Consider the following 15,454-nt stretch of genomic DNA (forward strand, 5'->3'; position numbering starts at 1 on the left):
CTCGCCTGTGGTCAAGTGCGCCCGCATCAAGATACCAGCACCGCATCGGACCTCCATGAGCAACATCAATCCCGATCCGTTCACCACAAGGCCGGAAATCGAAGGCACTTTTGGCGTGGTCACCTCGACCCACTGGATCGCGACCGCGGTCGGCATGGGCATCCTGGAAAAAGGCGGCAACGCCTTCGACGCCGGTGTGGCCACCGCCTTCACGCTGCAGGTGGTGGAGCCGCATCTGAACGGTCCCGGCGGCGACGTGCCGATCATCGTGCACGACACCAAGCGCGGCCGCACCGAGGTGATCTGCGGCCAGGGCCCCGCGCCTGCGAAGGCAACAATTGCGCATTACAAGAGCGAAGGCCTGGAGATGGTGCCCGGCACCGGGCTTCTCGCCGCCTGCGTGCCCGGCACGTTCGAATCCTGGATGCTGCTGCTTCGCGACTACGGCACGATGCGGCTGCGCGACGTGCTCGAGCCTGCGATCGCCTATGCGCGCGACGGCTATCCGCTGGTCGAGCGCGCATCCGCGACTATCCAGGTCGTCGAGAAATTGTTCCGCAATCACTGGACGACGTCGGCCGCCGTCTACCTGCCGAACAACGAGGTGCCGCGGCCCGGCACGCTATTCACCAACAAAAAACTCTCGGAAACCTACGCCCGCATTCTGAAGGAGGCCGAAAGCGCCGGCTCCGACCGCGTTGCGCAGATCGAACGCGCGCGAAAATCCTGGTCGCACGGCTTCGTGGCGGAAGCGATCGACAAGTTCTGCCGTACCCAGGAAGTGATGGATGTCAGCGGCTCGCCGCATCGCGGCGTGCTTTCGGCCGACGACATGGCGCGCTGGCAGCCGACCGTCGAGGCGCCGCTGACGTATGACTATGGCCGCTACACCGTCTGCAAGCCCGGCGTCTGGAGCCAGGGCCCTGTGATGCTGCAGCAGCTCGCGCTGTTGAAGGGCTTTGAGCTCGACGGGCTCGATCCCGCCGGCCCCGAGTTCATTCATCTGCAGATCGAATGCGCAAAACTCGCCTTCGCCGACCGCGAGAAGTTTTATGGCGACCCGAAATTCACCGAAATCCCGATCGCGACCTTGCTGTCGGACGCCTACAACGACGAACGCCGCAAGCTGATCTCAAGGGACAAGGCCTCGCTCGATTTCATCCCGGGCTCGGTCGAAGGTTTCGGCTCGGTCGTAAAGCTGCGCCGCGCCGAAGGTGACCGCGAAGCGGTCGGCGCCATGGGCGCAGGCGAGCCGACCGTCGGCCGCTTCGGCGAGGTGCGCGGCGATACCGTGCATTTCGACATTATCGACCAGGCCGGCAACATGATTTCAGCAACGCCGTCCGGCGGCTGGCTGCAATCCTCGCCGATCATTCCGGAACTTGGCTTCTGCCTCGGCAGCCGCGCTCAGATGTTCTGGCTGGAGGAAGATCACCCGGCCGCACTCGCGCCCGGCAAGCGCCCACGGACCACGCTCTCGCCGACCATGTGCTATCGCGACGGCGAGCCGTACATGGCCTGGGGATCGCCGGGCGGCGACCAGCAGGATCAATGGACCACGCAATTCTTCCTGCGGCACGTCCACGCCAAACTGAACCTGCAGGAAGCGATCGACGCGCCGGCCTGGCACTCCGAACACTTCCCGATCTCGTTCTGGCCGCGCACCGCACGTCCCGGCGTGCTCGTGGTCGAAAACCGCGTGCCGAAGGCGACCGTCGATACGCTGAAGGGCCGCGGCCACGTCGTCGAGATCGGCCCCGACTGGTCGGAAGGTCGCCTCACTGCAGCTTCCAAAGTTGGCCGCCGCCGCCGCGCTGCCGCCAATCCCAGGGGCATGCAGGGCTACGCGGCCGGACGATAGTTAGAGAAGAGACAAGATGACCTGGTCGATCATCGCCCGCGATTCGCTCACCGGCCAAATCGGCATTGCAGTCGCGACCAGATTTTTCGCGGTAGGCGCGCGCGTGCCGCATATCGCTCCCGGCACCGGCGGCGTCGCCACGCAAGCGCTGGTCAACCCCTATTACGGCATCGACGGCGTAAAACTGCTGCGCGAAGGGCGCGAGCCCCGCGAGGTGGTGGACACGCTGATTGCCAGCGACGACGGCCGCGAGGCCCGGCAGCTTCATGTCATGGATATCAAGGGCCGGATTGCCGCGCATACCGGCAGCGAATGCGTCGACTGGTGCGGTCATATTCAGGGCGACGGCTTTTCGCTTGCCGGCAACATGCTGGCTGGCGCTGCCGTGCTCGACGATACCGCGCAGGCCTTTATCGCCAATGCCAGCCTGCCCTTTGCGCAGCGGCTGATCGTGGCCATGAAGGCCGGCGAAGCCGCCGGGGGCGACAAGCGCGGCAAGCAATCGGCCGCGATGGTGATCCAGGGCGAAGAGGAATGGTCCGATCTCGACCTGCGCGTCGACGACCATACCGATCCGCTTGCCGAACTCGAGCGGCTGGAACAGGTCAGCCGCGAGCGCTGGGTGCATTTCCGCCCGTTCCTGCCGACGCGGAGAAATCCTGCGGGGATCACCGACCGCGCCGTGATTGACGCCACCATCGAAGCGGCGTTGGCGGGCAAGACATGACGGTAGGTCCGCTGATCGAAATCGAGGGCCTGCGCGTGGTGTTCCACGGCGACCACGGCCGCACCACGCACGCGGTCGACAGCGTCGATCTCAGCGTGGCCAACGGCGCCACGCTGGGTCTGGTCGGTGAATCCGGCTGCGGCAAGAGCGTAACCTCGCTCGCCATCATGGGGCTGCTGTCAAAGCATTCCGCCGAGGTCTCCGGCTCGATCCGCTTCGACGGCTTCGATCTGCTGGAAGTGCCCGACCAAACCCTGCGCGACCTGCGCGGCAACCGGCTGGCGATGATCTTCCAGGAGCCGATGACCTCGCTCAATCCGAGTTTTACCATCGGCGACCAGATCATCGAAACCATCCTGCGCCACCGTGGCGGCTCGCGGCGGCAGGCGCGCGAGCGCGCCATCGAGCTGCTGCGGCGCGTTCACATCCCCTCGCCCGACAAGCGGATCGACGAGTATCCGCACAAGCTCTCCGGCGGCATGCGCCAGCGCGTGATGATCGCGATGGCGCTAGCCTGCGACCCGCGCCTTTTGATCGCGGACGAGCCGACCACCGCGCTCGACGTCACCCTGCAGGCACAAATCCTCGATCTGATGCGCGAACTCAAAGCCGCCAGCGGCGCCGCGATCATCCTGATCACCCATGATCTCGGCGTGGTCGCCGAGGTCTGCGACGAGGTCGCGGTAATGTATGCCGGCGAAATCGTCGAGCGCGCGCCGGTCGACGAACTCTTTGCCAATCCCCAGCATCCCTACACCGTCGGCCTGCTCGGTTCGATCCCGCGGCTCGACCGCCGCGCAGCGCATCTGGCGACCATCGAGGGCATGGTGCCGAACATGGCGAACCCGCCATCCGGTTGCCGCTTCGCCGCACGCTGCCCCTTTGTTATCGAGACCTGCGTGACCGCGCCGCCGCCGCTCGCCATCGTGAGCACGGGCCACGCCTCGCGCTGCATCCGTGCACCGCTGGAGCGGCTGGTGTCATGACCGCGCTTCTCGAAGTCGACGGCCTCGTGAAGCATTTCGTCGCCGCGCGTTCTGTGTTCGGAACACCCACCGCCTATGTCAAAGCGGTCGACGGCGTCAACTTCACCGTCGAGGCCGGCAAAACGCTGGCGCTGGTCGGCGAATCCGGTTGCGGCAAATCCACCGTGAGCCGGCTGGTGCTGCGGCTGATCGAGCCGGATGCTGGAACCGTCCGCTTCGAAGGCCGCGACCTCGGCGCGCTCGACGCCAACGCGTTGCGCGCCTTCCGCCGCGACGCGCAGATCATTTTCCAGGACCCCTATGCGTCGCTCAACCCGCGCATGACCGTCAGCCAGATCCTCACCGAGCCGCTGGCGCTGCACGATCTGGTGCCGGCTGCGCGCCGGCGCGAGCGGGTCGAGGAGCTGCTGCGGCTGGTCGGGCTGGAGCCGCGCTTCGCCCGCCGCTATCCGCACGAGTTTTCCGGCGGCCAGCGCCAGCGTATCGCGATCGCGCGGGCGCTGGCGGTGGAGCCGAAACTCATCATCTGCGACGAGCCGGTATCCGCGCTCGACGTCTCGATCCGTTCGCAGATCCTCAATTTGCTGCGCGACCTGCAGGACCGGCTCGGCCTCGCCTACATCTTCGTCTCACATGATCTTGCGGTCGTGAAGCACATCGCCGACCGCGTCGCCGTGATGAATCTCGGCGGCATTGTCGAGACCGCGGCCGCCGACGCGCTGTTCGCAGCGCCCCGGCATCCTTATAGCCGCGCGCTGTTGTCAGCCATTCCAGTGCCCAAGCCGCAGGCCAAACGCAGCCGCATTGTGCTGGAGGGCGAGATGCCGAGCGCGCTCAATCCGCCCGCCGGCTGCCGCTTCCATACCCGCTGCCCCTACGTCATCGCGCGCTGCCGCACTGAAATTCCGCCGCTGCTTGCCGACGGCACGGGACACGCCACCGCCTGTCACCGCACCACAGAATTGCCGGCGCCCGAAAATATCGTTCCCGCCGATGGCGGCTTTTCGCCGGTGCTGGAAAAATTGGTCGCCGCCTTCAGCGGCGGCACGGAAGGTACAGGCCGCGCCGGGGTTGGTATATCAGGGACACGGCCAACAGCGTAATCGTGGATAAGGGGATGGCAGCATGAAAATCTTTCGTTTGGCAATCACCGCGGCATCGCTGCTGCTGTCGCTTCCGGCAATCGGTCAGGCCCAGACCACGTTGCGGATCGGGCTCGCCGAGGATCCTGATATCCTCGATCCGACCATGGCCCGCACCTATGTCGGCCGCATCGTGTTCGCATCGTTCTGCGACAAGCTGTTCGACATCGACGAGAAGCTCAACATCGTGCCTCAGCTCGCGCTGAGCCATGAGACTTCGGTCGACGGCAAGGAAGTCACCATCAAGCTCAGGCCCGGCGTCAAGTTTCACGACGGCGAGGCCTTCAATGCGGAGGCCGCAAAGTTTTCGCTGGAACGGCATCTGACATTTCCGGGCTCGTTCCGAAAGCCGGAACTGGCGGCCGTCGATCGTATCGATGTCGTCGATCCCCTCACCATCAAGCTGACATTGAAGGCCCCCTACTCGCCGCTGGTCGCACAGCTCACCGATCGCGCCGGAATGATGGTATCGCCCAAGGCGGCAAAAGAGGCCGGCGACAAGTTCGGACTGCGGCCGGTTTGCGCCGGTCCCTACAAATTCGTCGAGCGCGTGCAGCAGGACCGCATGGTGTTCGAGAAATTCGCAGACTACTGGAACAAGGACAGTATCCACATCGACCGCATCGTCTACCTGCCGCTGGTGGATGCGACAGTGCGGCTTGCCAATTTGAAATCCGGCGGCCTTGACCTGATCGAACGCGTGCTCGCGACGGACCTCAAGGAGGTGCAGACCGATCCGAAACTCAAATTGTCCACCGCGATCGAGCTCGGCTATCAGGGCGTGACGTTAAACGTCGGCAAGGACAAGGCCAAGGGACCGCTCAGCCAGTCCGCCAAGGTGCGGCAGGCGCTCGACCTGTCGCTCGACCGCGACGCGATCAGCCAGGTGGTGTCCAACGGCGAGTTCAAGCCCGGAAACCAGTGGGTCAACCCCGATCATCCCTATTACCAGAAAGCCTTTCCGGTGCCGAAGCGCGACATCGCCAAGGCCAAGGCGCTGTTGAAGGAAGCGGGCGTCACGCCGCCAGTCAGCGTCGACTTCATGGTGTCGAAAGGCGCTGAAACCGAAGCGGCATCGCAGGTGATCCAGTCGATGGCGGCGGAGGCCGGTTTCGACATGAAGCTCAGGGTCACTGAGTTCGCCACCTCGTTGAAGCAGGCCGAAGCCGGAGAATACCAGGCTTATCTGCTGGCCTGGAGCGGCCGGATCGATCCGGACGGCAACTCCTACATCTTCCAGAAGACCGACGCGCCGCAGAACTACAGCGCCTGGTCCAACAAGGAGGCCGACAAGGCGCTCGATGACGGCCGTCTTGTCACCGACCAGGCGCAGCGCAAGGCGATCTATGAAAAACTGTCGAAGATGGTGCTGGAGGAAAAGCCGCTGCTCTATATCTATCACCGCCGCATCCTGATCGCGCACACGACGAAGCTCGAGGGCTACAAGCAGATGCCGGACGGGCTGGTGCGTGTGGTCGGGCTGAAGCTGAAGTGAACGCTGCTGCGCCCGGGGACGCGCCATGCTGAATTTTCTCGCACGGCGCGTTGTCCAGCTGATCCCGACGCTGTTCTTCGTCTCGATCCTGATTTTTTCGCTGCAGCAATTGCTGCCGGGCGATCCGGCGCTTGTCATGGCGGGCGAGGAACGCGACCCTGAGGTCATCGCGCAGATCCGTCAGCAATACCGGCTCGATCAGCCGGTGCCGGTGCAATATGTCTACTGGGTCAAGGGCGTGCTATCGGGCGATTTCGGCGAGTCGCTGCGCAACAAGGTATCGGTGCGCGAGCTGATCGCACAGAAACTGCCGGTGACGATGCAACTGGCGTCGATGGCGATCATCATTGCCTTCCTGGTCGGCATCCCCGCGGGAATCATATCGGCCGTCAAGAAGGGCACGGCCTGGGACTATGGCGCGAATTTCTTTGCGCTGTGGGGAATCTCGACGCCCAACTTCTGGCTCGGCATCATGCTGATCTTCCTGTTCTCCATCAAGCTCGGCTGGCTGCCGGCATCAGGCTATGTGCCGCTGACCGAGAACTGGCGCGCCAGCCTCGCGTCCACCATCATGCCGGCCTTCGTGCTGGGCAATGCGATCGCCGCCATCCTGATGCGGCATACCCGCAGCGCCATGCTGCAGGTGCTGGAAAGCGATTACGTCCGCACCGCCCGCGCCAAGGGCCTTTCCGAACGCTCGGTCATTCTCAAGCACGCCATGCGCAACGCGCTGACGCCCGTCATTACGCTGGGCGCGCTCGAACTGGGCACGCTGCTGTCGGGCGCGGTGCTGACCGAGCAGATTTTCTCGATTCCGGGCTTTGGCAAGCTGATCGTGGACGCGGTGTTCAACCGCGATTATGCGGTCGTGCAGGGCGTCGTGTTGACGACGGCGACGATCTACATCACGCTCAATCTCATAGCCGACATCGCCTATGTCCTCGTCAATCCGCGGCTGAGGGCCTAGGCCATGACCGACGCTGCCCTCGGCGCGATCAAGCTGACCGCTTCCGACGAACTGGAGAGCCCGGCGCGGCGCGCGCTGCGGCGCCTGTTCAAGCGCAAGGGCGCGGTGGCGGGCCTTGTCGTGATCGCAATCTTCGTCCTGCTCGCGCTGTTTGCGCCGCTGATCTCGCCTTACGAGCCGATCGCGACGAGCTGGTCGCTGGTGCGCAAGCCGCCCTCCGCGCTGCACTGGTTCGGTACCGACGAACTCGGCCGCGACATTCTCGCGCGCGTGATCTACGGCGCGCGGGCTTCGCTGCTGGCCGGCGCAATCTCGGTCGGGATCGCACTTTCCATTGGCGTGCCGCTCGGCCTGTTGTCGGGTTATCGCGGCGGCTTCATCGACGCCCTGATCAGCCGCATCACGGACGCGATGCTGGCCTGCCCGTTCCTGATCCTCGCGATTGCGCTGGCGGCGTTTCTGGGGCCGAGCCTCGGCAATGCCATGATCGCGATCGGCATCTCGGCGACACCGATCTTCGTGCGGCTCACGCGCGGGCAGGTGATGAGCGTCAAGGTCGAGGACTATGTCGAGGCCGCGCGCGCCATGGGTAATCCGCGGTGGCGCATCGCGCTGTTTCATATCCTTCCCAACATCATGCCGGCGCTATTGGTGCAGGCGACACTGTCGATCGCCGCGGCCATCATTGCGGAGGCCGCGCTGTCCTTCCTCGGCCTCGGCCAGCAGCCCCCGGCACCGTCCTGGGGTAGCATGCTGAACGCCGCGCAGCGCTTCCTCACCAACGCGCCCTGGATGGCGGTCTGGCCGGGGCTTGCGATCTTCCTCGTGGTGCTCTCGTTCAACCTGGTCGGCGACGGCCTGCGCGACGCGCTGGATCCGCGGGAGCGGTAGGCGCACCTGTCAAATCGCAACGTTGGGATGCACGGTTTGTTTACGTGAAGCAGCGACGTTCGCAGCATCGGCTGGTTGCGGTCTCTATGGGGCGTTCCATGCGGTTCTTCATTGCGTCGATCTTCTTGATCGGGGGATCGGTCACACTTGCCCATGCCGCCGAGCTAGAACTTCCGAACAGCAAGACTATCGTCCGCGGCGATCCGTGCCGGGTGGAAGCCACCGCCACGGCGGGCGGCAAACGAGCCGCGTCACTTCGAGTTAGCCGCCGCAGCGCGATCCATATCATCCAGCACATTCACAAGGCCTGTCGAATCCTGGCCGATACAGGCGACGACGGCTCGCGATCGGACGCCATTCGCGGCTATCTCCACGAAAACATCATCCGCCCGATCTATCGAGTTCATCCAGACGTCGCGGGCGCTTTGCCTCAGTCGTCGTCCCCACCAAAAGTGCTCCACGCAACACCGCGCGATATCGGACGAACAACTGCCAACCGGCTCGACGACGAGATCACGCGCTTGCAGAACAACATATTCAAGCTTGGCAGTGTTGCGGCAGATCAATCTTCCGATAAGAGCGCCGCCATGAAAGCGCTGGAGCCCTCAATCGATGCAGCCGCCGAACTCTCATTCGCGGGCAAGATCGTCTTCGATGCCTATCCCGACCTGTTCGCGAAAGCGCTGGCGGCGGTCCCGGACCAACCCCGCACGGCCGAACGCGACGCGAATTTTCGCAAGGCTGCCCCGCCGCTGGGCTCGGTCAGCCTGAGCGATGCTGCCTTGGCGCTGGTGCAGTCGTTCATGCGGGATGTCCGTCGTATGCCGGGTGGCGAGCACATCGCAACGATAGGCTGGGCACGGGAACAGAAGTCAAAGCGCCCCGGCGATAGGGAATGGTCCAACAGCGGCGCCGGCTGGATGCTTGGCGCCTATCGAAGAGCCGAGGTCCCTCCCGACGTCATCGATACGGTTCGGGGTGTCGAGATCATGTTCACGGCCGAGAACCCGTCAGCGCTTGCGGGCAAGACCTTTGATGCAACAAAGCAGAAGCTTTTCGTTCGTGATTGAATGTCGGCCGACGCGCTTGCTACAGCCGACGCCAATCCCCCATCATGCTGAACGCGTCTCGAACCATCCGGCCCTGCTGTCGCCTCATCTTTCGAGACGCGCGAAGACGTGCTCCTCAGAATGAGGGGTTAGATCACCACTTCCCGTAGCACCCTTCGGCAATCCATCTCATACTCAAGATCGATCACCGGCGGCCGTGCGAAGTGCCAGGTCAACCCCGAACGCGCGGCGCCACGGCGAACCAGCGCATCGGCAAAGACATGGTGAAAATCGTGGATGGTGTAGGTCTGCGTCGCCGTCGCATCTTTCCAGCCGAACCCGAATTCGCCCATGCGCCGCTCCATCACGCTGGCGACGTAACGCACCTTCTCCGCAATGCCCTCGGGGCTGATGTCACGGTAACGCACCGTGCGCTCCGCATAGCTCGCGTTGCCTTCCTGCGACTCGCCACTGCCTGCGATGACGAAGCTCGGCGTCGTGCTTTGGCTCGGCCGCGTGAATGAAAACGCATAAAACGACGGCTCGGCCGGCGGATCGATCTCCGGACAGACATTGCTGCGCGCTACCGGATTGGTCTTGCCGTCATAGACGCCCCACTCCGCCAGCGTCTTGACGTAGTGCAGGTTGAAATTGCGGAATCCTTCGTCGGTGAAGGCGGCCGGTGAACGCAGCTCGCAGGCACAGAACGATGTCAGCGGCCTTCCCGCCGCCTGAATGTATTTTGCGATCTGCGCAAAGCCCTCGGCCAGCGGCACCCATTTGTCGAACCGTACCCGCTCGATTTCATAGCCGGGATTGGCCGCTACCCCGCCGGAATACTGAAACACGGCCGGAATGAAGCGGTAGTTGCCGGCTGCAAAGTCGCTCGTCATGTTGGCTCCCCTGTTTCTTTCTTCCTCGCATGCATGGGCCGGCGGCGTCGCCGGTCGCATGACTGCCGGCACAAAAAAGCGGCGGCAGCGATTTCCGCTGCCGCCGCTCGCGATTATTCGCGGGCCTGAGAGCTCAGGTCGGCTTGAGCGCCGTCTTCCCGAGATCGAAATCGGCAATCTCCTTGGTCCGCTCCGAGTCGGCCTTGGCCTGGTGGTCGGTAGCGAGCCAGACATAAACCGCCGGAAGCACGAACAGCGTGAACAGCGTACCGATCGACATGCCGGAGACCACGACGAGACCGATCGAGAAGCGGCTCGCCGCACCTGCGCCGGTCGCGGTCAATAGCGGAATCAAACCGGTGACCATCGCTGCCGTCGTCATCAGGATCGGACGCAGCCGGATGCGGGCGGCCATCTCGATCGCCGAACGCTTGTCGAGGCCTTCCTTGAGCTGCAGCTCGTTGGCGAACTCGACCATCAGGATGCCGTGCTTGGTGATGAGGCCGACCAGCGTCAACAACCCGACCTGAGTATAGATGTTGATGGTGGCCATGCCGAAGAACAGCGGGATCAGCGCACCGACGATCGCCATGGGAACGCTGATCATGATCACCAGCGGATCCCACAAGCTCTCGAACTGCGCCGCCAGCACCAGGAAGATGATGATCAGCGCGAAGCCGAAGGTGATCGCTAGCTGGTTGCCTTCCTGCACATATTGGCGGGAATCGGCCAGATAATCGTGGCCGAAACCGGCGGGCAACTTTTTCGCCTCACTCTCCAGGAAGTCTACCGCCTGCCCGACGGTTACGCCCGGCATCGGCACCGCCTGGAAGGTCGCGGAATTGAGCTGGTTGTAATGCGTCAGCGAGTTCGGATCGGTGGCGGTCTCGATCGACACGATGGTCGACAGCGGCACCAACTGCCCGGTGTTGGTCGGGACGTAGTAACCGCCGAGCGATTCCGGCGACAGCCGCATGCCACGCGGCACCTGCGGAATCACCTGATAGGACCGTCCTTCGAGATTGAAGCGGTTGACGTAATTACCGCCCAGCAGCGTCTGCAGCGTGGCACCGACCTGCGCCATGTTGATGCCGAGATCGCTGGCCTTGGAACGGTCGACGGAGACACGCACCACCGGCTGATTGAAATCGAGGTCAGAGTCGGACACGATGAACAAGCCGCTCTTGCGTGCAGCAGCCTTCAGCTTGTTCATCTCCTCGTAGACAACCTGGAAGCCGGAGGTCGAGTTGATCACCATCTGTATCGGTAGACCGCCCGGCCCGCCCGGAAGCGGCGGCAGGTTGAACGCGAACGCCTGGACGCCTTCAATCTTGGCGATCTCCGCCTGCACCAGCGGCTTCAGCTTGATCGAGGAACGCTCGCGCTCGTCCCACGGCTTCAACAGCATGCCGGCAATGCCGCCCTGCGGCCCGTTGATGCCGTTCAGGACGAAGCGCAGGTCGGTTTCGGGGAATTTGGCGAACGCCTTGTCGAGCTTCTCGCCGTAGAAGTCGACATAGTCGATGTTGGCGTATTTCGGCGCCTTGGTCACCGAGAACACGATGCCCTGATCCTCTTCGGGAGCGAGTTCCTTGGCCGTGTTCATATAGAGGAACCCGACCAGGCCGAGAATCGTCAGCGCGAACACGCCGGTAATCGGACGATAGTCGAGCGAGCGGTCGAGCTGACGGCCGTACCAGCGCGTCATCGCGCCGAACACGCGGTTGACGAGCCTGGCGAACCGCCCCTCGTCGGCACTCTTCAATAAGACCGAGCACATCATCGGCGACAGCGTCAGCGCGATTACGCCCGATACGATCACCGAGCCCGCCAGCGTGAAGGCGAATTCGCGGAACAGCGAACCAGTCAGGCCGCCGAGGAAGCCGATCGGCGCGTACACGGCAGCGAGTGTAATCGTCATCGAGATCACGGGACCGACGATTTCGCGCGCGCCCTGCAGTGACGCCTGCACCGGCGTTTTTCCTTCCTCCAGATGGCGATGGATGTTCTCCACCACCACGATGGCGTCGTCGACCACGAGCCCGATCGCCAGCACCATCGCCAGCAACGTCAGCAGGTTGAAAGTGAAACCCATCATCAGCATCAGGCTGCAGACGCCGATCAGCGACAGCGGAATCGTGACCACGGGGATGATGACGGAGCGGAACGAGGCCAGGAACAGGAAGATCACGACCACGACGATCAACACGGCCTCGATCAGCGTGTTCTTCACCTCGTCGATCGATGACTGAATGAACTTGGTGGAATCGTAGGCCACCTTCATCTTCATCGATGGCGGCAGGTTGCGTTCGAGCTCCGGAAACAGCGCGCGCACGCCCTTGACCAGCGTCAGCGGGTTGCCTTGCGGCGTCGCCTGCACGCCGATGAAGATCGCGCGCTCGCCGCTGAACGCGACGCTCGCATCCGAGCTTTGGGCGGCAAGTTCGACGGTTGCAATATCCTCGATCCGCACGAAGCCGCCGTCCTTGGACTTGACGATCATCTTCTTGAACTGCTCGAGGTTCCGCAGGTCGGTGTTGGTCTGAATGTTCGAGACAATGAAATAGCCCTTGGACTGACCCGCCGCGGCCTGGAAGTTGTTGGCGGCGATCGCCGCCGAGACGTCGCTTGGCGACACGCCGCGGCCTGCCATCCGCACCGGATCGAGCCACAGCCGCATCGCAAACGTTTGCCCGCCGAGAATGTCGGCCGACGCCACGCCGTCAACCGTCGACAATACGGGCTGGACGACGCGCGTGAGGTAGTCCGAGATCGCAGATCCCGAGAGCTCGTCGCTGGAGAATCCGAGATACATCACGGCCGTGGTCTGGCCGGTCGTCTTGGTCACGATCGGGTCGTTCGATTCCTTCGGGATCAGGTATCTGACCGAGTTCACCTTGGCGAGAACTTCGGTGAGCGCCTGGTTCGGATCGAAGTTCAGCTTGACGTAGACCTGGATCGTGCTGGTGCCCTGCACGGACGAGGAGGTGATGTAGTCGACGCCCTCGGCGGAGGCGACCGCCTGCTCGATCGGCGTGGTGATGAAACCCTGAATCAGGTTGGCCGACGCGCCGGGATAGACGGTGGTGACATTGACCACCGTGTTCGACAGTTTCGGATATTGCCGGATCGGCAGTACGCTGGCGGCCCGCAGACCAATCAGCAGGATCAGCAGGCTGACGACGACCGACAGGACCGGACGCTTGATGAAAATATCGGTTAAGGCCATCGCAAAATTATCCCGCTGAGTTCAGCATTTTTCCGGGCACGGCCTCATCTCAAGGACCGTTGCCCGCCTTGTCATCAGCGCGGCCCGCGGGCCGCGCGATCGTCAGTTAGTAGCGTGGCGGCTTCGCCGGTATCGGCGGCACCGGCTCGTTCGAGACCGTCACGGCCGATCCCGATTGCAGCTTGAGCTGGCCCAGGGCTACGACACGGTCGCCGTCCTTCAACCCTTTCAGGATTTCAGCACGTCCCTCGATGCGGTTGCCGGTCTGCACGAAGGTACGCGTCACCGTGAGGCTGGTCTTGCCGTCCTCTTCCTTTTTCTCGCTGAGGAGGTAGACCGAATCGCCATAGAGCGTGTAGTCGACCGCGGTTTCGGGCACGGTGATGACCGGCGGCTTGTTGGGCAGCACCACGGTGGTGGTCACGAACATGCCGGGCTTGAGGATCCGATCCGGGTTCTGGATCGTCGCCTGCACGCGGATGTTGCGCGTCTCGGTGGCGATCTGCGGCTCGATGGTGGTGATCTTGCCCTCGAAGGTGCGGCCCGGATAGGCGTCGACCGCGATACGAACGATCTGGCCGACCTTGAGCTGGCCGGAATCCTTTTCCGTCACGGTGAAGTTCGCATACAGCGCCGACAGATCGGTCAGCGAGACGATCTGCGTGCCGGCGGTCAGATATTGTCCAACCTCGACCTTGCGAACGCCGAGTTCGCCATCGAACGGCGCCCGCACCAGCTTCTGCGAGATGATGGCTTCCGTCTTGGCGATGCCGGCGCTGGCCTGATCGAACGCAGCCTGCGCCGTATCCACCGTCGCCTGCGGTCCGACCTGCCGCTCGGCCAATTGCTTGGCGCGATCCAGCGAGATCTGCGCCACGCGCTGCTGGGCCTTGAAGTTGGCAAGGTCGCCCTGCTCCGGACCGTCGAACAGCTGAACCAGCGGCGTGCCCGCCTTCACGCTGGCGCCTGCCGTGAACTGAATGTCGGTGATGCGGCCGTTGACGTCGGAAGTCACGTTGACCTGATGCACGGCGGCGAGATCGCCGACCGCGGTCAGAAGGTTCGGAATGGTCTCGGACTTCGCCGTGGCGACGTTGACGCTTACCGGCGGCGGCTTGTTGTTCGCGAAAAACTGCGCGATCATCTTGCCGCGGAAATAGTTAAACCAGACCAGGCCGCCGACCAGCAGGGCCAGCAGCGTCCCCACAACGATGAACCAGCGCACCAACCGCACCGGCCGCTTGTGCGACTTGTCGCTAATCGGCTTGCCCGAAAGTTTGGGTTCAGTCACGATATTCATGTCATGCACTTTCTGCAGTTACCGATTGTCCCGAATTCGGTGACAGCTCGCCGTCCAGATGAGAAGCAATTGCGGCTTCGGTAAGTCCGATGCCGCGCAGGATGAATTGACAAAGCTGCCGCTCCAGATCGGCGGCGTTGCCGTAGGAAAGACAGGGCACGGCGGGAAGCCGCGAGAGCGCCGCCATCAGCACGGTGTGGTGGGCGAACCAGAACAGGTTGAGCGGATCGCTGCCGATCCGCGACGCATCGCCAGCCGCTACAGCACTTTCGATCGATGCTCTAAATACCGGCCCGATCAGGCCGCCGATCTTGTCGTAGAGCAGACGCGCGAACTCGCCATCGTCGAGATGACTTGTCGTCATCAGCCGCAGCCGCTGCGCTTCCTCCTGGTCCGAACCGTCGGATACTTCCATGAAATGACCAACCATGCCCTTGACCAGTTCGACCAGTGTGGCAGTTGAAGGCTCCTGGTCGAGCAGATGCGCGAAGTCCGGATCGGCCTCGCACTCCTCCGCGAGGATTTCGGCGTAGAGCGCGGCCTTGGAAGGGAAGTGCTTGAACAACAGCCCTTCCGAAATGGCCGCGGCCGCCGCCACGCTCTTGGTCGTGGTGCCGGCAAAGCCGTTACGGGCAAAGCATCGCTTGGCAGCGCTCAGGATCAATTGGCGCCGCAAGTCACTGGTCATACGCAGGCTAGACATGCGGGCGTGAGTAATCACTCACCTTGACGAAGTCAAGGATCTATTGCAGCGCACCAAGCGAATTCTGTCGCGGGGTGACGTCAAAGACACAGCTTCATCGCCTTGTTCGAGCACCGTTTTTCCGGGAATCCGGCGCTCACCTTTCCGGTTCATCCCGGATCAGCCGCAACCCGAACGCGCCGCTGATGGTGCGGGGCCGGAAGCTGCGCTC

12 protein-coding genes are annotated in these 15,454 nt (G+C 63.3%); 8 read left to right on the forward strand and 4 right to left on the reverse strand.

Going from position 1 to position 15,454, the window contains the following annotated elements:
• Positions 1-55: 55 nt before the first annotated feature.
• From V1286_RS21965 to V1286_RS22000, 8 genes are all read left to right on the forward strand, one after another.
• Positions 56-1,861, forward strand: coding sequence for a gamma-glutamyltransferase family protein (locus tag V1286_RS21965; RefSeq protein ID WP_334482523.1), 1,806 nt, complete (start codon positions 56-58; stop codon positions 1,859-1,861).
• 16 nt (positions 1,862-1,877) lie between these two features.
• The gene (locus tag V1286_RS21970; protein WP_334482526.1) at positions 1,878-2,588 is read left to right on the forward strand and encodes a DUF1028 domain-containing protein; all 711 of its coding nucleotides are present in this window, start codon (positions 1,878-1,880) and stop codon (positions 2,586-2,588) included.
• Positions 2,585-3,574 carry an ABC transporter ATP-binding protein gene (locus tag V1286_RS21975; RefSeq protein ID WP_334482529.1) on the forward strand — a complete coding sequence of 330 codons (990 nt, stop codon included), beginning with the start codon at positions 2,585-2,587 and terminating at the stop codon, positions 3,572-3,574. The genes V1286_RS21970 and V1286_RS21975 overlap by 4 nt, the downstream gene beginning before the upstream one ends.
• Positions 3,571-4,677: an ABC transporter ATP-binding protein gene (locus tag V1286_RS21980; protein ID WP_334482531.1), complete on the forward strand. Its 1,107-nt coding sequence runs from the start codon at positions 3,571-3,573 to the stop codon at positions 4,675-4,677. The genes V1286_RS21975 and V1286_RS21980 overlap by 4 nt, the downstream gene beginning before the upstream one ends.
• A 22-nt stretch (positions 4,678-4,699) precedes the next feature.
• A complete protein-coding gene (locus tag V1286_RS21985) occupies positions 4,700-6,211 on the forward strand; it encodes an ABC transporter substrate-binding protein (protein WP_334482533.1) in 1,512 nt (503 codons plus the stop codon).
• A gap of 25 nt (positions 6,212-6,236) precedes the next feature.
• Positions 6,237-7,178 carry an ABC transporter permease gene (locus tag V1286_RS21990; RefSeq protein WP_334482536.1) on the forward strand — a complete coding sequence of 314 codons (942 nt, stop codon included), beginning with the start codon at positions 6,237-6,239 and terminating at the stop codon, positions 7,176-7,178.
• 3 nt (positions 7,179-7,181) lie between these two features.
• Positions 7,182-8,069, forward strand: a complete 888-nt coding sequence (locus V1286_RS21995; RefSeq protein ID WP_334482538.1) for an ABC transporter permease — start codon at positions 7,182-7,184, stop codon at positions 8,067-8,069.
• 98 nt (positions 8,070-8,167) lie between these two features.
• Positions 8,168-9,139, forward strand: a complete 972-nt coding sequence (locus V1286_RS22000; RefSeq protein ID WP_334482540.1) for a hypothetical protein — start codon at positions 8,168-8,170, stop codon at positions 9,137-9,139.
• A 128-nt stretch (positions 9,140-9,267) separates the two neighbouring features.
• Here V1286_RS22000 and cnbZ read toward each other — a convergent pair whose 3' ends face one another.
• The 4 genes from cnbZ to V1286_RS22020 all read right to left on the reverse strand — a co-directional run bounded on the left by cnbZ (position 9,268) and on the right by V1286_RS22020 (position 15,243).
• Complete coding sequence (cnbZ, locus tag V1286_RS22005; protein ID WP_334482543.1) at positions 9,268-10,011, reverse strand: 2-amino-5-chloromuconate deaminase CnbZ; 744 nt, start codon at positions 10,009-10,011, stop codon at positions 9,268-9,270.
• 133 nt (positions 10,012-10,144) lie between these two features.
• Positions 10,145-13,240, reverse strand: a complete 3,096-nt coding sequence (locus tag V1286_RS22010) for a MexW/MexI family multidrug efflux RND transporter permease subunit (RefSeq protein WP_334482546.1) — start codon at positions 13,238-13,240, stop codon at positions 10,145-10,147.
• 106 nt (positions 13,241-13,346) lie between these two features.
• A complete protein-coding gene (locus V1286_RS22015; protein WP_334482549.1) occupies positions 13,347-14,540 on the reverse strand; it encodes an efflux RND transporter periplasmic adaptor subunit in 1,194 nt (397 codons plus the stop codon).
• Position 14,541: 1 nt separating this feature from the next.
• Positions 14,542-15,243: a TetR/AcrR family transcriptional regulator gene (locus tag V1286_RS22020; RefSeq protein WP_108521890.1), complete on the reverse strand. Its 702-nt coding sequence runs from the start codon at positions 15,241-15,243 to the stop codon at positions 14,542-14,544.
• Between the last annotated feature and the right edge of the window lie 211 nt (positions 15,244-15,454).

The organism is Bradyrhizobium algeriense (assembly GCF_036924595.1).
Lineage (GTDB): Bacteria > Pseudomonadota > Alphaproteobacteria > Rhizobiales > Xanthobacteraceae > Bradyrhizobium > Bradyrhizobium algeriense.